17 protein-coding genes are annotated in these 19,187 nt (G+C 58.4%); 11 read left to right on the forward strand and 6 right to left on the reverse strand.

What is annotated here, in order from left to right; all coding sequences use genetic code 11:
- Positions 1-8 precede the first annotated feature (8 nt).
- From AAE514_RS00400 to AAE514_RS00425, 6 genes are all read left to right on the forward strand, one after another.
- Positions 9-824, forward strand: coding sequence for a dienelactone hydrolase family protein (locus AAE514_RS00400; protein WP_347329504.1), 816 nt, complete (start codon positions 9-11; stop codon positions 822-824).
- A gap of 289 nt (positions 825-1,113) precedes the next feature.
- Positions 1,114-2,745 carry an AMP-binding protein gene (locus AAE514_RS00405; RefSeq protein ID WP_347329505.1) on the forward strand — a complete coding sequence of 544 codons (1,632 nt, stop codon included), beginning with the start codon at positions 1,114-1,116 and terminating at the stop codon, positions 2,743-2,745.
- Positions 2,746-2,762: 17 nt separating this feature from the next.
- Positions 2,763-3,902, forward strand: coding sequence for a patatin-like phospholipase family protein (locus tag AAE514_RS00410; protein ID WP_347329506.1), 1,140 nt, complete (start codon positions 2,763-2,765; stop codon positions 3,900-3,902).
- Between the two features lie 13 nt (positions 3,903-3,915).
- On the forward strand, positions 3,916-5,394 hold the full coding sequence (locus AAE514_RS00415) for an alpha/beta hydrolase (protein WP_347329507.1): 1,479 nt from the start codon (positions 3,916-3,918) through the stop codon (positions 5,392-5,394).
- Positions 5,395-5,407: 13 nt separating this feature from the next.
- On the forward strand, positions 5,408-6,163 hold the full coding sequence (locus tag AAE514_RS00420; RefSeq protein WP_347329508.1) for an ABC transporter ATP-binding protein: 756 nt from the start codon (positions 5,408-5,410) through the stop codon (positions 6,161-6,163).
- On the forward strand, positions 6,160-7,329 hold the full coding sequence (locus tag AAE514_RS00425) for an ABC transporter permease (RefSeq protein ID WP_347329509.1): 1,170 nt from the start codon (positions 6,160-6,162) through the stop codon (positions 7,327-7,329). The genes AAE514_RS00420 and AAE514_RS00425 overlap by 4 nt, the downstream gene beginning before the upstream one ends.
- A 129-nt stretch (positions 7,330-7,458) precedes the next feature.
- Here AAE514_RS00425 and AAE514_RS00430 read toward each other — a convergent pair whose 3' ends face one another.
- Together AAE514_RS00430 and AAE514_RS00435 are read right to left on the reverse strand one after the other, a co-directional pair.
- Positions 7,459-7,968: a DUF934 domain-containing protein gene (locus AAE514_RS00430; protein ID WP_347329510.1), complete on the reverse strand. Its 510-nt coding sequence runs from the start codon at positions 7,966-7,968 to the stop codon at positions 7,459-7,461.
- Positions 7,952-9,616 (reverse strand): nitrite/sulfite reductase, encoded by a 1,665-nt coding sequence (locus AAE514_RS00435; RefSeq protein ID WP_347329511.1) that lies wholly within the window; start codon positions 9,614-9,616, stop codon positions 7,952-7,954. Before AAE514_RS00435 ends, AAE514_RS00430 begins: the two co-directional genes overlap by 17 nt.
- 396 nt (positions 9,617-10,012) lie before the next feature.
- Here AAE514_RS00435 and AAE514_RS00440 point away from each other — a divergent pair, with 396 nt between their 5' ends.
- Positions 10,013-10,150: a hypothetical protein gene (locus tag AAE514_RS00440; protein WP_347329512.1), complete on the forward strand. Its 138-nt coding sequence runs from the start codon at positions 10,013-10,015 to the stop codon at positions 10,148-10,150.
- A gap of 216 nt (positions 10,151-10,366) precedes the next feature.
- On the forward strand, positions 10,367-10,885 hold the full coding sequence (locus AAE514_RS00445) for a MarR family winged helix-turn-helix transcriptional regulator (RefSeq protein ID WP_347329513.1): 519 nt from the start codon (positions 10,367-10,369) through the stop codon (positions 10,883-10,885).
- 53 nt (positions 10,886-10,938) lie between these two features.
- On the opposite strand, the gene AAE514_RS00450 is transcribed toward AAE514_RS00445, so the two are convergent.
- Positions 10,939-11,163 (reverse strand): DUF2970 domain-containing protein, encoded by a 225-nt coding sequence (locus tag AAE514_RS00450; protein WP_347329514.1) that lies wholly within the window; start codon positions 11,161-11,163, stop codon positions 10,939-10,941.
- A gap of 88 nt (positions 11,164-11,251) precedes the next feature.
- On the opposite strand from AAE514_RS00450, the gene AAE514_RS00455 reads away from it, so the two are divergent.
- On the forward strand, positions 11,252-11,923 hold the full coding sequence (locus AAE514_RS00455) for an RluA family pseudouridine synthase (protein WP_347329515.1): 672 nt from the start codon (positions 11,252-11,254) through the stop codon (positions 11,921-11,923).
- Positions 11,924-11,984: 61 nt separating this feature from the next.
- Here the strand turns inward: AAE514_RS00455 and AAE514_RS00460 are convergent, their stop codons facing one another.
- From AAE514_RS00460 to AAE514_RS00470, 3 genes are all read right to left on the reverse strand, one after another.
- Entirely contained in the window at positions 11,985-12,296 is a 312-nt protein-coding gene (locus AAE514_RS00460) for a chaperone modulator CbpM (protein ID WP_347329516.1), read from the reverse strand.
- 2 nt (positions 12,297-12,298) lie between these two features.
- Positions 12,299-13,270 (reverse strand): DnaJ C-terminal domain-containing protein, encoded by a 972-nt coding sequence (locus AAE514_RS00465; protein ID WP_347329517.1) that lies wholly within the window; start codon positions 13,268-13,270, stop codon positions 12,299-12,301.
- Positions 13,271-13,484: 214 nt separating this feature from the next.
- The gene (locus AAE514_RS00470) at positions 13,485-13,913 is read right to left on the reverse strand and encodes a secondary thiamine-phosphate synthase enzyme YjbQ (RefSeq protein WP_347329518.1); all 429 of its coding nucleotides are present in this window, start codon (positions 13,911-13,913) and stop codon (positions 13,485-13,487) included.
- A 176-nt stretch (positions 13,914-14,089) separates the two neighbouring features.
- Here AAE514_RS00470 and AAE514_RS00475 point away from each other — a divergent pair, with 176 nt between their 5' ends.
- Together AAE514_RS00475 and htpG are read left to right on the forward strand one after the other, a co-directional pair.
- Positions 14,090-16,540, forward strand: a complete 2,451-nt coding sequence (locus AAE514_RS00475) for a glycoside hydrolase family 3 protein (RefSeq protein WP_347329519.1) — start codon at positions 14,090-14,092, stop codon at positions 16,538-16,540.
- Positions 16,541-17,133: 593 nt separating this feature from the next.
- The gene (gene htpG / locus AAE514_RS00480) at positions 17,134-19,035 is read left to right on the forward strand and encodes a molecular chaperone HtpG (protein WP_347329520.1); all 1,902 of its coding nucleotides are present in this window, start codon (positions 17,134-17,136) and stop codon (positions 19,033-19,035) included.
- Positions 19,036-19,187 lie beyond the last annotated feature (152 nt).

Raw genomic sequence — 19,187 nt, forward strand, 5'->3', positions numbered from 1 at the left:
ACCGTGATATGAAGCACTCTTTTCTATCTACCCCTCGATTAGTATGTTTTGCGCTGGCGGGCGTTTTGCTCGGAACCGCCTCCCTTAGCCACGCCGAGGTCCAAAGCCGGGAAATTGATTATACCGTTAATGGTGAAACCTTCACCGGCTACCTTGCCTATGACGACCGGATAGAAGGCGAGCGTCCCGGCGTACTGGTGGTTCACGAATGGTGGGGCCACGGGGACTATGTACGTAAACGGGCCGATATGCTGGCCGAACTCGGTTACACCGCCTTTGCCCTGGATATGTACGGTTCGGGTAAGTATGCCGAACACCCCAGTAAAGCGAATGAGTTTATGCAGGGGGTGATGAGTAACAAATCCGCCGCGGAACAACGTTTTCGCAAGGCGTTGTCGGTGTTGCGTGAGCAGCCCATGGTGGAAGGGGATGACATCGCCGCCATCGGCTACTGTTTCGGTGGAGCCGTGGTCTTGCATATGGCTCGGAGCGGGATCGATCTTGATGGCGTGGTGAGCTATCACGGCATGCTGTCCTCGGAAACCCCGGCGCAACCGGGTGATATTCAGGCGGATGTTCTGGTGTTCACCGGCGAGGCGGACCCGATGGTCCCCGCCGAGCAGGTGAAAGCCTTCAAACAAGAAATGCGTAGCGCCAACGCGGATTTTAAAGTACACAGCTACCCCGGCGCCAAGCACGCCTTTACCAACCCGGCGGCCACCGAAGCCGGTAAGCAGCACGAGCTGCCGTTGGCCTATGACCCGGAAGCGGATGCCGACTCATGGCATAAGACTCAACAGTTCTTTAACCGTATCTTCGATTAACTTCCTCTCGACCCCTCCAGGTTCCACCCGAAGCGCGAATCTTTGGGTGGAATCGCTAAAATCCCCCGGTCATGGTTGCAAGTCCCTGTTCTGACACCGATAATCTGAGGAACCCCGCACTACCCTAGGATGGGTGGCTAGACCGAGTGGCCTGTCGATCTCACTCGACCCGCGGGGAAACGATAATAGATTAAATGGCGCAAAATGCCGCAACCAATGGATGTCACGGTGCCGCTTGCGCTAAACATAATGGCGCCGCTCGCGCTAAACAGAATGGAGTACTGTAACGATGAAGCACGATTACGAACGTACGGTGGTGTCGGCCCTGGATGAGGCCCTCAAAAACTATTCTCAGAGCAGGGCATTCACCTGCATTGGCCATACTCTGACGTACAGGGATATCGATCGTCTTTCCGCGCAGTTCGCCGCCTACCTGCAACAAGAGGCCAAGCTGCAGCCCGGTGATCGCATTGCGATTCAGCTTCCCAACATATTGCAGTATCCGGTGGTGCTACTGGGTGCGCTACGCGCCGGTCTGGTAGTGGTCAATACCAACCCGCTCTACACCGCGCGGGAGGTCAAGCATCAGCTTCAGGACTCCGGGGCCAAAGCCTTGGTGGTGCTGGCCAACATTGCTGATCGTTCGGCTTCAATCATTTCCGAAACGGACGTGGAGCAGGTCATTGTCACCGAGCTGGCAGACCTCCATCCACCGATGAAGCGGGTACTGCTGAACGCCGTGGTCAAATACATTAAGAAGATGGTCCCAGAGGCTTCCTTTCCCAATGCCATCGGCCTGCGAGAGGCGTTGGCGTCCACCAATGGAGACTATCAAACGGTCGACCGGTCGGTGGAGGATGTGGCGGTGTTGCAGTACACCGGGGGCACCACGGGAGTAGCGAAGGGGGCGATGCTGACCAACCGCAACCTGGTGGCCAATATGTACCAACTCAATGAGCACATGGAAGGGCAGTTCCGGGTTAACAAGGAATACTACGTCGCGCCCTTGCCGCTCTACCACATCTACGCCTTCACCCTGCACATTACTTCGGCCATGTCTCTGGGGAATCACAGTTTGCTGATTCCCAACCCGCGGGATATCAAAGGCTTTGTGAAGGCCTTGAAGGGCGAGCCGTTTACCTGTTTTGTGGGGCTCAATACGCTATTCAACGCGTTGTGCCGTGACCCGGATTTTCGCGCCCTGGACTTCAGCCACCTGCGTTTGACCGCCTCCGGGGGCATGGCGCTAACGGCCGCGGCCGCCAAGCGCTGGAAAGAGGTCACCGGGGTGCCAATTTATGAAGGCTACGGGCTGACGGAAACCTCGCCGGTGGTGTCCAGCAACCCGCCCGGGGGCATTCGGGAGGGCACCGTGGGCGTACCTCTGCCCGAGACTGAATGCCGCGTGATTGATGATGAAGGCAATGTCTTGCCTCAGGGAGAGGCGGGCGAACTCTGTGTCCACGGGCCTCAGGTAATGAAAGGTTACTGGAATCGGCCCGAGGAGACGGAAAAGGCACTCAGTGAAGACGGCTGGTTTAGAACCGGTGACATGGCGGTTATTGAAAGAGACGGTTATATTCGGATTGTTGACCGGAAAAAAGACATGATTAATGTCTCCGGTTTCAAAGTCTTCCCCAATGAAGTGGAAGATGTGCTGTGTACTCATCCGGACATTGCCGAAGCGGCCGTCGTGGGATTGCCCGATGAAGAGAGTGGTGAACGGGTAAAGGCCTATGTCGTAGCCAATAACGGGCTGTCCGTGGAAGAGATCAGAGCCTTTGCCAAGAAAAACTTGACGGCCTACAAGGTGCCGCAAGAGGTCGAGTTCCGCGATGAGTTGCCCAAGTCCAATGTCGGGAAAGTACTGCGGCGCGAGTTGCGGGATGAAGAGCCGAATAAAGCCTCGGGTTCTGCCTGACGCGGACGAGAGACATTATGAAAAGAGCCCTGATTCTCTCCGGTGGCGGCGCGCGAGCCGCCTACCAGGTGGGTGTATTGCAGGCATTGGCGAACATTCTGCCGGCCGAGACACGCAACCCCTTTCCCATTATTAGCGGGACCTCCGCCGGCGCTATCAATGCTTTGGCGCTGGCTTGTCATCCGGGTAACTTCCGCGAAGCGGTAGCTTCTTTGGCGGGTATTTGGCAAAACCTGACACCCGGACAGATCTATAAGCACGGTTGGAGTGACTTGGGCCGCGGCTTGGGCCTGTTGGGCTACTCCCTGTTCAACGAAGGGGTGGGTAAGACTCGTCCGCTGTCGATGCTAGACAACGGCCCCCTGTGGCACTTGTTGGGCACCGCTATTCGTTTTGAAAACCTCGATGCGGCCATTGCCAGTGGCAAGCTTTCGGCGGTAGCCGTCAATGCCATGGGTTACACCTCTGGAGAGTCCGTGAGCTTTTTCCAGGGCGAGGAATCCCTGGAGGGGTGGAACCGTTACCGCCGAATAGGTGTGCCCACGCGCTTAAAACTTGAGCACTTGTTGGCCTCCTCGGCCATCCCCACTATTTTTCCGGCGGTGAGAATTCATCGCGAGTACTTTGGGGACGGGGCTTTACGTCAGCTGGCGCCTATCAGCCCGGCTTTGCACCTGGGCGCGGAGTCGCTTTTTATTGTCGGCGTCAGCGGCAACCGCGAAGCCAAGACCCCGACCAAACGTCGCACCGTGCGTCACTCCCCCTCCATGGCTCAGATTGTGGGCCAGCTTTTTAACAGCGCTTTCATTGATGCCCTGGAGGGGGACTTGGAACACCTGGAGCGCATCAATGAATTGGTGGAGATGATTCCGCCGGACACATTGGCCGAATCGGGCTTGCCGTTGCGCCCCGTGGAGAACCGCATTATTTCGCCCTCCCGCGAGCTCGACAATATCGCCGGTCGCAAGGTGCGTTACCTGCCCAAGAGCCTGCGCTTTTTCTTGCGGGCCATCGGTGCCACCACCAAGGGTGGTGGTGCGACCGCCGCCAGTTATCTTTTGTTCCACCAGTCTTTTATTCGTGAACTTATGGAGCTAGGGTATCAGGACACCATGTGGGAGGCGGACGCTTTGCGCCCCTTTTTTGCTATTGAATAAGCGGGAAATACCAATGAAACAAGGGTGTTGGTCTGCGGTGTTGTTGTGTTTGGCCTCGTTTGCCGGAGCCGGTGAGCTCGAGGTAACCGAAGCGGTAGCGGCCCAAGTCGGGGAGCTGGAATTTCGTGATTGTGCGTTAAGTGCTCGTCACCATCGGCGGTATGTGCAGTGCGCTTTTCTGGAGGTACCGGAAAACTACGCTGAGCCCGAAGGACGCCGTCTTGAGCTGTTGATTGCCCGCTTGCCGGCCACGGCCGCCCGCACAACCGATGATCCTCTGTTGGCCATTGCCGGTGGTCCCGGCCAGGCGGCAAGCGAAGGCTTTCTTTGGTTGGACAAAGCCTTTCAGGACTTGGCTCGGCAGCGGGATATCTATTTGGTTGATCAGCGAGGTACGGGGCACTCCCACGCCCAAACCTGTGACCTGAGCCACCGCGAAGAGCTACTGCTGGCGGATGATCGGGAGAGCTTCCAGGAGCTGGGGCGCGAATGCCTTTCTCAATTTGAAGGTGACCCGCGCCAGTATGTAACGCCGGTGGCGGTTCGTGATTTCGAGCGCGTGCGCGAAGCGCTGGGTGTCGCCCAGTGGAACCTGTACAGCGTCTCTTACGGTACGCGCGTAGCGCAAAGTTACATGCGTACTCATTCCGCCGCCATTCGCACGGCGGTGCTGGACGGGGTGTTACCGGCGGAGGAAAACTTCGGCTCCCAAATCGCGCTGCACAGCCAGGCGGCTCTGGACGCCCTCATCGAACAGTGCGAGCGGGACGAAGCCTGTGGAAAAGCCTACCCGAAGCTGAAGCCCGCCTTAGAGGGCCTGTTTGAACGGCTCGAAGAGGCGCCGGTGAAGGTTCGGTACCGGGATATCAGCAGTGGCAACCGGGTAGAGGAAACGCTGCGTCATGGGCACTTGGTGGCAGTGGTGCGCATGGCGCTCTATAACAGTGAGGTGCTGTCCGTCCTGCCGCCGATCCTGGCGCAAGCCTATCGCGAAGAAGACTTTGCCCCATTGGCGAGACTTTCTCGTCGGTTGGATGTCTCCGACGACCTGGCCATGGGAATGCACAACAGTGTTATGTGCTCCGAGGATGTGGCGTTTATCGACGAGGTGCCCACCGAAGCTCTGCAGAACACCTACATGGGCGCGCAGATGGTGGAAGGGTTAAAGGGCCTGTGTGAGGTCTGGCCCAAAGGTGATGTGGGTGCCTCCTACAAAGAGCCGCTGCGTTCGGCCATCCCCACACTGCTACTAAGCGGCGAAAGGGACCCGGTTACACCGCCCTCTTATGGAGAGCAGGTGTTGGAAGGCTTGGAGAATGCTCGCCACATTACGGTCCCGCACCGGGGGCATCATGTCGGCACCACCGGCTGTGTCCCGAGCGTTATCGCGCAATTTGTGGAGTCGGCCCAAACCGACGAGCTGAAAACGGACTGCCTCAAACGACTCGAAACCGTACCGGTATTTTTGAACGTCAATGGACCCTCCCCCTGAAGGAGCAAGATTTGTGATTGAAGCCGAACAGTTGGCCAAACGCTTTAAAGCCAAGGGGCGAAAAACCAAAGGGGTCTCGGCGCTGACCGATGTCAGCTTTCGGGCTTCGGATGGGGAAATTACCGGCCTGCTCGGCCCCAACGGTGCGGGCAAGTCCACCAGCTTGCGAATTCTGGCGGGGCTGATCCGCCCGGACGGCGGCAGTGCCCGGGTAGATGGCCACGATGTCGTGAAAGACTCTCTGTCCGTGCGCCGAAACCTCGGTTACTTACCCCACAATGCCGGACTTTATCCCCGCCTGAGCAGTCGGGAAAACCTCGTTTATTACGGCCGCCTTTGCGGCCTCTCCCGTACTCAGGCCCAGGCTCGGGCCAGGGAATTGATGGAGCTGCTCGATATGGAGGATTTTGCCGATCGCCGGACCGATGGCTTTTCCCAGGGGCAGCGAACCAAGGTGGCTCTGGGGAGGGCGTTGATTCACCGCCCTCGCACGCTGATTCTGGATGAACCCACCAATGGGCTGGATGTAATGGCAACGCGCAACCTGCGGGCGATTCTTCGGCGGCTGCGCGATGAGGGCCACTGCGTGTTGATTTCCAGTCATGTGATGCAGGAGGTGGCGCGCCTGTGCGATCAGGTGGCCATTATCAGTGACGGGTGCGTGGCGATGACCGGAACCGTGCCCGGCATTTTGGAAGAAACCGGCCAACAGGATCTGGAAGACGCCTTTGTGGTGGCCATTGGCGAACGCCCGGAGGTGAGCGCATGAGAGCCTTCTGGATTATCGTCCTTAAAGAAATACGGGACAACCTGCGCGATCGTCGCTCCATGTTTTTTACCCTGATGTACGGTCCGCTGCTCCTTCCCGCGCTGATGATTGGGCCATTGGTGTTTAACGTCAATAAACACACCGTGAATTTTGAGCAGCCCCTGGGCGTTCTGGTCTCCGGAGCTGAGCGGGCGCCCAACCTTATGCGTTTCCTCTCTGAGCATAATATTGATGTGGAAAAGGCTCGGGAGAATTATCAATCCACCTTGCGGGAAGGTACGCACAAGTTGGTGCTGGAGGTGCCCTCTAATTACGGCGAAGCTTTCCAGGCCGGAGAGCCGGCCTCGCTGATATTGCATTACAACAGCAGTGAGGAAGGCGCCGACCGGGAGCGGAGGCGCCTGCGGAGAGTGTTGGATGGTTACAACGAACAGATGCGACGCCTTCGCTTCCTGGCTCGAGGTATGGACCCTCAGGTATTCCAGCCATTGCAGATCAGTGAGCACGACCTCTCAAGAGAAGTGGGCGGAGAGGTGATGGTGGGGTTGTTGATTCCCTTCCTGTTGCTGTTTTCCATGATGATGGGAGGGTTTTACCTGGCGGTGGATAGCACGGCGGGGGAGCGCGAGCGCCTCTCGCTGGAGCCCCTGTTGGTTTTGCCGGTCTCGAGGGTACAGCTTGTGCTCGGGAAGTTTACGGCGGTACTGGGCTTTGTGTTGATCTCCTTGCTAGCGCCTTTGTTGACGGCGTTTTTCTTGTTCAACCTACTCGATGAGAGCGGGTTTTCCAGCCAGTATGACTTTTCGGCCATGACGTTTGTGATTGCGGGGGGCCTGCACTTGCCGGTCGCTTTTTTCCTGACGGCGTTTCTGGTAATGATCGCCGCGTTCGCCCGCTCCACCAAAGAGGCGCAAACCCAGTTGGGGCTGGCGATGATGGTCCCGATGATCCCCTTCTTTGCGCTCCAGTTCATGGACGTTCCCAAAGATTCCCTGACCATGGCCATGCCGTTGCTGGGCCAGTACCAGTTGATGGGGAGTATCGTTCAAGGGCAGGACGTTGCCTGGTCCCAGGCGGGCCTCTCCATGGTATCGACGAGTGTTGTCGCCGCCTTGTTTTTGCTGTTAACCATTCACCGCTATCGGCAGGAATCACTCCTGCAGTAACGCTGCGCTTTTCGCGTCCAAAAAAAAGCGCCGGGGTAGCCCCGGCGCTTTTGATGGTTTGTTGAGTGGCGGTTCCTTGCTCGTTTCTTCTATACCGTCGCCTTTCCTATGGCTGGTTCTTGCCACTCACTAAGACGCCCGCCGGCGGAACAGCGGCAGGGGTTGGTCCACCGAGGTTTGGTAGTACTCGGTAAAATCCTCTAAGGCTTCAAGGGCGGGTTCCAAATGGTGTTCCCGATCCGGCCCGAAGTCCATGGCGTTGACTCCGCAGCGGCGCAGGTAGCAGGCCTGTTCCGCCAGAAAGTAACCGACGGCGCGAAGTTCGCCGGTGAACTCGAAACGCTCCCGCAGTAGCCGGGCCGTGCTGAAGGCGCGCCCGTCGGCAAAGGCGGGGAAGTGAACCGCCACCAGAGGAAAGCGCTTGGCCTCATCGCCCAGCTCGTCCGCGGTTTCATCGGTATCGAGCCACACGCCCAGATCGGAACGTTCGGACAGGGCGTCGTGCTGCGCCTGCCAGACTTTCAAGGGAACAATCACCTTGCCCTCGGGGACGCTTGCCTCGGCCGCTTCGCCCTCGGGCTTCGCCATCAGCGTCCAGTCATTGTCGACGATGGCGCCGTCTTTAACTAGCTTTGGCATAAACACGCTCCTTGAAGGGGGCAATACCCACCCGGTTAACGGTGTCGATAAAGGGCTCTTCTTCGGTACGGCTTTCCACGTACACGTCGATTATCTTCTGGACGACGCCGGGCATCTCTTCGGCATTAAACGAGGGGCCGATCACCTTGCCGAGCGAGGCGTCGTTGCTGGAGTTGCCGCCCAGAGTCACCTGGTAGAACTCCTGGCCTTTCTTGTCCACGCCCAGAATACCGATATGGCCCACGTGATGGTGGCCGCAAGCGTTCATGCAGCCGGAGATGTTCAAGTCGATATCGCCCAGGTCGTAGAGGTAATCCAGGTCGTCAAATTGGCGCTGAATCGCCTCGGCGATGGGGATGGACTTGGCGTTGGCCAGGGAGCAGAAATCCCCGCCAGGGCAGCAGATCAGGTCGGTCAGCGTGCCGATGTTCGGAGTCGCAAAACCCGCGGCCTTGGCCTTCTGCCACAGCTCGTACAGGTCGGCCTTGCGCACATCCGCCAGCACCATGTTCTGTTCGTGAGTGGTGCGCACTTCGCCGAAGCTGAAGTTGTCTGCCAAGTCCGCCAGGGTCTCTAGCTGCTTATCGGTAATGTCCCCCGGTGAAATCCCGGTGGGCTTTAACGATAGGTTGACCGCTGCGTAGCCGGGTTTCTTGTGGTCCCGTACATTGCGCTTGAGCCAGTTGGAGAAGGCCTTGTTCTCACTGGCCAGCCGATCGATCTCTGACTGGACGGCGACTTCATCGGTCGATTCGTAGTCCGGTTCGGTGAAATAGCTCTTGGCCCGGTCGATTTCCTCTTGGGTGAGGGTGGCGGTGCCGTCTTTCAGGTGCTCCCATTCCGCGGCGACTTTTTCGGCGAAGACTTCGGGGGTCATGGCGCGAACCAGGATCTTGATCCGGGCCTTGAATTTGTTGTCGCGCCGGCCGAACTGGTTGTAGATCCGCAGGATCGCTTCCAGGTACGTCAGTAAGTGCTGTTCCGGTACGAATTCGTTGATCAGGCTGCCCACCACCGGCGTGCGGCCCAAGCCGCCCCCGACGAAGACGCTGAAACCCAGTTCTCCGGCGTCATTGCGGACGATCTGAAGGCCGATGTCATGTACCCGAATGGCGGCTCGGTCTTCCTCGGTGGCGCTGACGGCAATTTTAAACTTGCGCGGCAGGAACGCGAATTCCGGGTGGAAGGTGGACCACTGGCGAATCAGCTCACAGTAAGGGCGAGGGTCCACCAACTCGTCGGTGGCCACACCGGCAAACTGGTCGGTGGTGGTGTTGCGGATGCAGTTGCCGCTGGTCTGGTTGCAGTGCATTTCCACTTCCAGCAGTTCATCCAGAATATCCGGCACCTCTTCCAACTGGGGCCAGTTGAGCTGGATGTTCTGGCGGGTGCTGACGTGGCAGTAGCCTTTGTCATAGGTACGGGTAATGTGGGCCAGCTTGCGCAACTGGCGGCTGTTCAGCAGCCCGTAGGGCACACAGATACGCAGCATCGGCGCCAGGCGCTGAACATAGAGGCCATTTTGCAGCCGAAGCGGCAGAAACTCCGCCTCCTCCAGCTGCCCGTCCAGGTACCGCTCCATTTGGGCGCGAAACTGCTTAACGCGCTGACCCTGGATACGGCGGTCGTAATCATCATAAATGTACATAGGGGGCTGATCTACCTGTACTGCCAGTCGTTGTTGCCATTGGGCACAAGGCCTTCTTCGGCCGGCCCGGGGGCGGTGGTTAGACGCCGCGGAGGATACACGAAAACCGCGCCCGGGGCGACCCTCGGGGCGGGGTGCGGCCGGGAACGGCGGTTCGCTGTAGGGGGTAAAATAGCAAAAAAAGGGGGGACAACTGAACAATCAATTTGGGCTAATCTCATGCCGTGTGGTTATATGCGCTGAACCACGCCAGAAGGGCCCGGTTTGCAGTGGTGGGCTTGTCAAGGCGTGGACGTTGTGATTAGATCTGGCCCAGTGCGGGTGGCTGGCCAAACCCAACCACCGTTGATCCTTGACCGAAGCCTATTCATTTGAACAGAGGGGAGAATAACAATAATGGCTGAGAATACTGATGCTATGAACGAGAACGCAGAGCACAATGACCAGGGTGACGCCGTCGCCGATGCCGTGGCTGCCGTGGCTTTGATTGCCATTTTTGTGGTGACCTGCATTTATTGGGTGAGTGGTCAATAATTGACCGACTCTCGAGTTGGCTCCGCCCGCGGGGTCAACTTTCCCGCCCCTCCCGTCAGTCGATTGCCCCGCTTGCCTGACTAATCGTTGTTTTAATGACCGGCTTGTTTGAATCCCTCCTTTTCTGATCGATCAGTCCGGTGAGTCGAACCGCGAGCATAGACGCTTTGGTGATCTTTTTTGATATAATTGCACTGTCAACTAATGTCTGGCAGCATGGCGTTATTTCATGCTCATGATGGCGAGGGTATTATGCTTGGCTCCGCTCGTACCGCCGGTTCGGCGTTTCACCTACACAACAGCTTCACCTTCTGGATCGCCCGCCTGGCGAGCTGCATGCGCGAGGCCTTTAACGAGGCACTGGCCGAGCACGATGTCAGTTGGCCCCAATGGATGATTCTGAATGTCCTTTTCCACGAGCTGGCCAACACCCCGGCCCAGGTTGCCGATAATATCGCGGTGGACCGCTCGGCCGTTACCCGCCTGCTGGACCGGCTGGAAGCGAAGGACCTGGTTCAACGGGAGCACGATGGTTTGGACCGGCGTTCGGTTAAAATTCATTTGACTCGGGAGGGAAAGCAACTGGTTCAAAGCCTGAACGATGAGGCCGTCAAACATCAAAACCGCTTTCTCAACCAGCTGCATCCCACCGAGCTTCGGGCTTTCAAGGGCAATATTCAGAAGCTGCTGAGAGCGGTGGATGTGGACAGTAGCCAGCTTTGGAAGCACGTGTAAACGCGGTCAAACGAGCGGCTGTGCCAGCCGCTCTACTGAGGCCGACTATTTGCTTAGCCTACGTTCGCCAGCACCAATCGTACGAGGAAGATCATCCCGACCACAAAAACGGCAGTAAAGATAACGCCGGCCGCAATGTAAGTAGCGACGCTGCCGCTAGCGAAATCCCGCTCGCGGTTTTTGCTGCTCTGCACCCCGAAAGCCGCGGCCAATGTGCTGAGAACAATCTGGAAAAAATTGGGTTTTTTAGGCTTTTGGTCGTCGTTTTCAGTATTCATTCGAAGGCCCGTTTACGCGAGAGTGTTAAATTCCGGGTGTGACTATCCACGTATTGAAATCCGTGTATTAACGTAAGTATGAGTGTCTATGACAACACCGATTGACCAGCTAACGGTCCTTCCGCCCTGTGATCAACCACTGGAGATTGTACGCGAGGCGTCGACTTTTGTGGTGGTGAATAAACCACCGCGTCTGCTTACGGTGCCGGGAAGGCACCCGGCCAACCGAGATAGCGTCATTGAACGTTTTCGGGCCGAGCACCCTCAGGTGCATGCCGTCCACCGCCTGGATTTTGATACCTCGGGGCTAGTGGTTGTGCCTTTGACCAAAACCAGCCTGTCACACTTGAGTCGTCAGTTTCAGGCCCGCTCGGTGAGCAAAACCTACACTGCGGTGGTGCAGGGTATTGTTAGAGACGATGAAGGCGAAATCAACTTGCCGATGGCGCCGGATCCGGAGCGCAGACCACGCAGTAAAATCACCGAGGACGGCAAGCCGGCATTGACCCGGTTCAAAGTGTTGGAGCGGGACCATTCGCAGGACAGAACGCGACTGGCGCTGTACCCGGTCACCGGTCGCTCGCATCAATTGCGTCTACACTGCCAAGCGATGGGGCACCCCATTCTGGGCTGCGAGTTCTACGCGCCGCCGGAAGTCGCGGCCATGGCCTCGCGCCTGCTGTTGCATGCGTGCACCCTGGCGTTTGAGGACCCGGAGACCGGCGAAGCACTCTCGTTTTCCGTCCCTGCCCCTTTCTAGCTCAGGAGCTCAGGGCCTAGGCCTCTAACCCAGCTCAGGGCTATATGGCTTCAAACCCAGCTCAGGGCTGTAACCGCCTGCGGGCCAGTTCCGCCCTGAGTCGATCGCTCTCTTCCAGCAAATCCAGAGCCAGGGCGATGCCCGCTACGTTTACGCCCAGGTCCCGGTAAAGACTGGCCGCTCGGCGCAGGCGAACCAGGCTGCTGCCCTCAAAGCTCCATTGGGTTGCCGTCGGTTCCAGGGGGTCAATAACGCCTTCCTCTACCAGCTCCACCACAAAGTCCGCCTCCACCCGACAGCTGTGGCAGAGCTCGCCCAGAGTCAGCTCGACGTCCTCTTCCAGAATGTATCCCATTAGGCTGGTGGTGGTCATGGTCAAGCCTCCAGATGACGACGGGGGTTGTAGGGAGCGGCCTCGGCCAGTTTTCGATAAAGCTCGGCCGCTGCCTCGTCGTGGGCGGGCGGGGTGTGAATGCTCAGTTCCGCATACAAGTCTCCGCCCGGGCTGCCCGGCAGCCCGCGCCCCTTGAGCCGCAACTTGCGCCCGGACTGGGAGCCGGCGGGAATTTTCAGGTCCACTTTGCCCGTGGGTGTCGGTATCTGGACCTTGGTGCCGAGGGCGGCTTCCCAGGGCGTCAGGGGCAGTTCGAGGAACAGGTCCTTCCCATCCAGATGGAAGTGTCTGTGGGGTTTGAACTCAATCTCGAGATAAAGATCCCCACTGGGCCCGCCGCCCATGCCGGGCGAGCCTTGTCCGGCGAGTCGGATATTCTGCCCGGGCTTGATGCCCTTGGGGATTTTGACGTTCAGGGTTCGGGGTGTATTGACCACTTGGCCTTGCTCATCGACTCGCTGTTGGCGCAGAGTGATTTGGCGGGTGGCGCCGGCGTAGGCGTCTTCGAGGTCGATTTGTATTTTGGCGTGCTGGTCTTCCCCGCGGCTGCGAAAGCCGCCTTGCTGAAAGCCGCCCGCGCCTCGGAAGCCTCCCTGGCCAAAGAGGCTTTCGAAGAAGTCGCTAAAGTCGCCGGCGCCCATGCCTCCCATTCCGCCCATATGGGAGAAGCCGCCATCACCGCTGAACCCGCGCTGTTGTTCCCAGTCCGGTGGCGGCTCAAAGTCTTGCCCGCGCTGCCATTGGCTGCCCAGTTGGTCGTAGGCGGCGCGTTTTTCGGGGTCTTTGAGCACTTCGTAGGCTTCACCGAGTTCTTTAAACTGGTCTTCGGCGCCGGGGTCTTTGTTGATGTCGGGGTGGTATTTTCGGGCCAGTTTTCGGTAGGCCCGCTTGATGTCGTCCTGGGAGGCGGTTCGCTCAACGCCCAGGGTTTTGTAGTAGTCCTTGTATTCCATACACGGCCTCTTGTATCACCTAAAAGCACAGCGGAGTAGGTGGCTTACACTGAGAATATAGTCTTTATAATGGGGGCGCGTTGATGTCTATCAAGTGTTCTTCTTATTGGTTTTGGGGCCTCTCGTCCGGTCGGGGGTGGGGTACACCCTTCGGAGACCCCATACACCCCTCCGGCTGCCGGGCGTGCAGATAACTGATTAACTCATCGAGCCCTTATCCTTGATTGTCCCCCTGAACCGTCGCCACCAGAGTCCGGCCTCCCGCACGATTGCGGTGCTCGCACAAATAGATACCCTGCCAAGTGCCGAGATTCAAACGACCGTTCGTAATCGGTACCGTCACACTCGCCCCCAGAATCGAACACTTAATATGCGCCGGCATATCATCATCGCCCTCATAATCGTGCTCGTAGTAGGGCGCTCGCTCCGGCACAAACTCATTGAAATGCCGCTCCAAATCCCCGCGTACCGTCGGGTCCGCGTTCTCGTTGATAGACAGCGATGCCGACGTGTGCTGAATAAACAAATGCAACAACCCACAACGGACCGTCTCAATCGAAGGCATCGCCTTCACCACCTCAGCGGTCACCAAATGAAAACCACGGCTTTTGGGAGAAAGGCGGAACTCAGTTTGTTGCCACATAGATAAAGACCCTCAATGATTCACAAAAAAGCGGAATCAAGAGTAACGCACTGCCGCTGAGGTGCAAGTATGAGCGGCATCACAGAATTGACAGCGCTGTCTTTTTTTGCCCATGACTATGGTAGAATGCGCGGCCTTATAACCGATCAAACCATGAAAATGGAGTGTCAATCGTTATGTTCAACGCCTCCCGCCAAGTGACCTGGCCCCGGCTGCAAAGCGCGCTGAAGAAGGATGATGCCCTTGAGCAGCGTGTGGAAGAATGGCTGGGAAAAATGTCATTGGAGCAGAAGGTTGGGCAGATGATCCAACCCGAGATCAAGCAGGTGACTCCGGACGATATCCGGGAATACCACCTCGGCTCCGTGCTCAACGGCGGTGGGAGCGTGCCCAATAACGACCGGTACGCCAAGGCCACCGACTGGGTCGCTTTGGCGGATCAGTTCTGGGACGCCTCCATGGACGACTCCGAGGGACGCTTGCCCATCCCCATTATGTGGGGGACCGACGCGGTTCACGGGGTCGGCAACCTGGTGGGGGCGACTCTGTTCCCCCACAACATCGCCCTGGGCGCGGCTCAGAACCCCGAGCTGCTTCGCCAAATTGGTGAAGTCACCGCCCGGGAAATCGCCGCCACCGGCCTGGACTGGGACTTTTCGCCCACCGTGGCCGTGGCGCGGGATGATCGTTGGGGGCGCACCTATGAGTCCTGGTCGGAAGATCCGGACCTGGTGCGGGCCTACGCCGGTGAGATGGTCAAAGGGTTGCAAGGGCAGGGCGATGACCGCCTCGATGAACACCACGTCATTGCCACCGCCAAGCACTTCATCGGGGACGGCGGCACCGTTAACGGCATTGACCGGGGCGATAACGTCGACTCGGAAGAAACTCTGCGTGATATTCACGGGGCCGGCTACTTCAGTGCCATTGAAGCCGGTGTCCAGACAGTGATGGCCTCGTTCAACAGCTGGCACGGCGAGCCGCTGCACGGGCATCACCATCTGTTGACCACCGTATTGAAGGAACAAATGGGCTTTGATGGGCTGGTGGTTGGCGACTGGAACGGCCACGCCTTTATTCCCGGCGCCGAGGTGCTCAACTGCCCCCACGCGGTCAACGCCGGCCTGGATATTTTCATGGTGCCGCACCCCGAGTGGAAAACCTTGTTCCACAATACCGTGGAGCAGGCGAAGGACGGCACCATTCCCATGAGCCGTATTGACGACGCTGTGCGCCGTATTCTGCGGGTCAAGCTGCGGGCTGGCTTGTTCGAACGCGGGAAGCCCTCCAGCCGGGCGTTGGCGGGCAAACAGTCGGAGCTGGGCGCGGCCGAACATCGTGAGGTCGCGCGTCGGGCCGTGCGGGAGTCCCTGGTGCTGCTCAAGAACCGGAACAACCTGATGCCGCTCAACCCCAAGCAGCGCATCCTATTGGCGGGGGACGGCGTGGACAATATCTCCAAGCAGGTGGGCGGCTGGTCCATCACTTGGCAGGGCACAGGCACCAGCATGGAGGACTTCCCGGGTGCAACGACCCTCAAATCCGCCTTTGAGTCGGTGGTCGGTGAGGCCGGTGGCGAGCTGGTGGTGAGCCCTGAAGGGGAAACTGACCAACCTGTGGATGTTGCTGTGGTCGTTTTCGGGGAAGACCCCTATGCGGAGATGCAGGGCGATGTCCAGAACGTACAGTATAAACCCCGGGATACCCGCGATTGGGAGCTGTTGAAGTCGCTCAAGGCCAAAGGGCTTCCCGTGGTGTCCTTGTTCGTCACCGGCCGGCCGCTTTGGGTGAACCGTGAGTTGAACGCTTCGGACGCGTTTATGGTGGTCTGGCAGCCGGGAACCGAAGGCGCCGGTGTGACCGACGTCGTGTTCACCGACGCCGAAGGGCAGGTGCGGCATCCGGTCAAAGGCAAGCTGAGCTTTTCCTGGCCGGCCCAGCCGGATCAGGCCCCTTTGAATATGGGTGAGGCCGGCTACCAACCGCTATTCCCCTTCGGTTACGGCTTGGAATATGGGCAAAGTGACGAACTCTCCGATAACCTTTCCGAAGAAGGCTTAAAGCTGCCCGCCACCGAGGAAGTGTGGGAGTTGTTCAAGTTCCGTCCCCTGGATGCCTGGCAGATCGAAGTGGAAGGCGGCAAAAACGACCGCGATGTAATGACGGGCAACCGGGTCGAGGTGTCCACGGTAGTGGTGGATTCGGTGGACCGCGAGGTTCAGGAGGACGCCCGCCACGTTCGCTGGAATGGCGAGGGTTTCGGCTTGGTCTCGCTGGCCACTCGGGATCGTCAGGTGCTGACGGATTACTGGCGTTCCAAGGGCGCGCTGGTGGTGGATTTGAAGGTGGATAAGGCGCCTTCGGCTCAGGTCAAGTGGCTGGTCGGCTGCGGTCCGTCGGCGGTCTCGGAGGTGGATGTCACCGCCGAGCTGCGCGATCTGGAAGGGCAGGGCTGGCAGACGCTGGTCATCGGTTTGGACCGCTTCCCGGATGTGGGCTCGGATTTCGGCCTGGTTCTTCCCCCGGAGGAGTTCTTCACCCGCGTGCTGGAGCCTTTCAGCCTGGCCACCGAGGGCACTCTGGACCTGACGTTCTCGGGCATTCGAATCGAGAAGAACCGGGCTTAATTTGAGTGGCGGGATAGGGGAGCTTCGAAGTAGAGCGCTGCGGGAGGGTAGGTGTCTGCGAGACACGCCGTAAACCCATCCCTGGGGGCTCGAATCGCGGGTCCCCCGCTCCACGGTCTCGCAGACACCTACCCTCCCTCCGCTGTGCCAACGGAAAGTTCGAGGAGGTAGCACACCCTCACCCTCCATGAGTGTGATTGGGTGCTGAGGCGCTCTGGCCACTTCGGGTCGCACCATCCACCGCCTTTCCTCCCACAGAGCTGCTTTGGCTGGGATATCAATTGGCACTTTCTTGGGCGAGCTATCTCCTGCGAGCGTCCAGCTAACCACCAGCGAAGGGAGGGCATACCGCTGCGAGGCTCTCTGAGGCATGGATGCCGATGAGAAGCCTACAGGGAGGTATTCACGGCGGGTCTCGCGGCGGTATGCCCTCCCGTAGCACTGAAATGCGTAGTCCCCCGAAACAATAAACAACCCCTTGATATTCCCCCCATCGCCCCCAAATCCTCTCCATCCGAATTCAACCTCCCCGACCAGTGATGGTAGGGGAGTCCATGTTTAACGCTATTGGAAACAACAGGAGAAACACTCCCATGACCGTGGACGCACACAAAGAAACACTCGGCTTTCAAACCGAAGCCAAACAACTACTGCACCTGATGATCCACTCCCTTTACTCCAATCGGGAAATCTTCCTGCGGGAGCTCATCTCCAACGCCTCCGACGCCGCCGACAAACTGCGCTTCCAAGCCCTCGAAAACGACGCCCTGTACGAAGGCGACAGCGACCTCAAAGTCCGCGTCAGCGTCAACAAAGAAGCCAACACCCTCACCATCAGCGACAACGGCGTCGGCATGGACCGGGACGACGTGATCGACAACCTCGGCACCATCGCCAAATCCGGTACCGCCCAGTTCCTCAAGAACCTGACCGGCGACCAGAAAAAAGACTCCAAGCTCATCGGCCAGTTCGGTGTGGGCTTCTATTCCGCGTTTATCGTCGCCGACAAAGTCGTGGTAACCACCCGCAAGGCTGGCACTGATGCCAACCTGGGCGTGCGCTGGGAAAGCCAAGGCGAAGCCGAATTCACCATCGAGAATGTTGAAAAACCCGATCGTGGCACCACCGTCGAACTGCACTTGCGCAAAGACGCCGAAGAGTTTGCCGACGACTGGCGACTGCGCTCCATTATCAAAAAATACTCCGACCACATCGACATCCCCGTGGTCATGCAAAAACAGCAGACCTCCGAAGAAGACAAGGACAAAGAGCCCGAAGACGAAGTGGTCAACACCGCCACCGCACTCTGGACGCGCTCTCGCTCAGAAATCAGTGATGAAGAGTACAAGGAATTCTACAAACACGTCAGCCACGACTACGCCGACCCGCTGACCTGGAGTCACAACCGGGTTGAAGGCAAGCTGGACTACACCAGCCTGCTGTACGTGCCCGAGCACGCGCCGTTTGACCTGTACAACCGCGACGGCGCCCGCGGCCTGAAACTCTACGTGCACCGCACCTTCATCATGGACGACGCCGAGCAGTTCCTGCCGCTGTACCTGCGCTTCATCAAGGGCGTGATTGACTCCAACGACCTGTCCCTGAACGTCTCGCGGGAAATCCTGCAGAAAGACCCCAACATCGACACCATGCGCACCGCGCTGACCAAGCGCGTGCTCGACATGCTGTCAAAAGTGGCGAAAAACGACGGCGAAAAATACGCGACCTTCTGGAAAGAGTTCGGCCAAGTGCTGAAAGAAGGCCCGGCCGAAGACTTCGCCAACCGCGAAAAAATCGCCAAGCTACTGCGCTTCGCCAGCACCCACACCGACACACCGGAGCAGAACCAGTCTCTGGATGACTACATCAGTCGGATGAAAGAAGGGCAGGACAAGATCTACTACATCGCGGCGGAAAACTTCAACACCGCCAAAAACAGCCCGCACCTGGAAGTCTTCCGCAAAAAAGGCATCGAAGTGCTGTTGATGTTCGATCGTGTTGATGAGTGGCTGATGAGTCACCTGATGGAATACGACGGCAAATCCTTCCAGGACGCCGGCAAAGGCGAACTGGACCTCGGCAAGCTCGACAGCGAAGACGAGAAAGAAGCCCAGGAAAAACAGGCCGAAGAACTCAAGCCGCTAATCGAGAGGGTCAAAAAAGCCCTGGAAAGCGACGTTTCCGACGTGCGCATCACCCACCGGCTCACCGAATCCCCGGCCTGCGTGGTCGTGGCCGAGCACGAAATGGGCGCCCAGATGCGCCGCATCCTCGAGCAGGCTGGCCAGTCACTGCCGGAAACCAAACCCAGCTTCGAGCTCAATCCGGACCACCCGCTGGTGAAAAAGCTCGACCAGGAAGCGGACGAAGACCGCTTCGCCGACTTGGCGAAAGTGCTTTTCGACCAAGCCAACCTGGCCGAAGGCACCCACCTGGAAGACCCGGCTGCCTACGTGCACCGGTTGAACAAGCTGTTGTTGGAGTTGAGCCATTAAGTGAGGGGTGGGGTGATTTGCCGGAGGCCCTCGTGGTAGGTGGCGCCTTCGGCTTACCGTACCCTACGTTTCAATAGCCTCCATAGGTCGGATTTGCTCTAAGGTGTAATCGGACATTGAGGTGATATGCGGGCAAAAGGGTGGTTATTTTC

The organism is Marinimicrobium locisalis, from assembly GCF_039822625.1.
Taxonomy (GTDB): Bacteria; Pseudomonadota; Gammaproteobacteria; order Pseudomonadales; family Cellvibrionaceae; genus Marinimicrobium; species Marinimicrobium locisalis.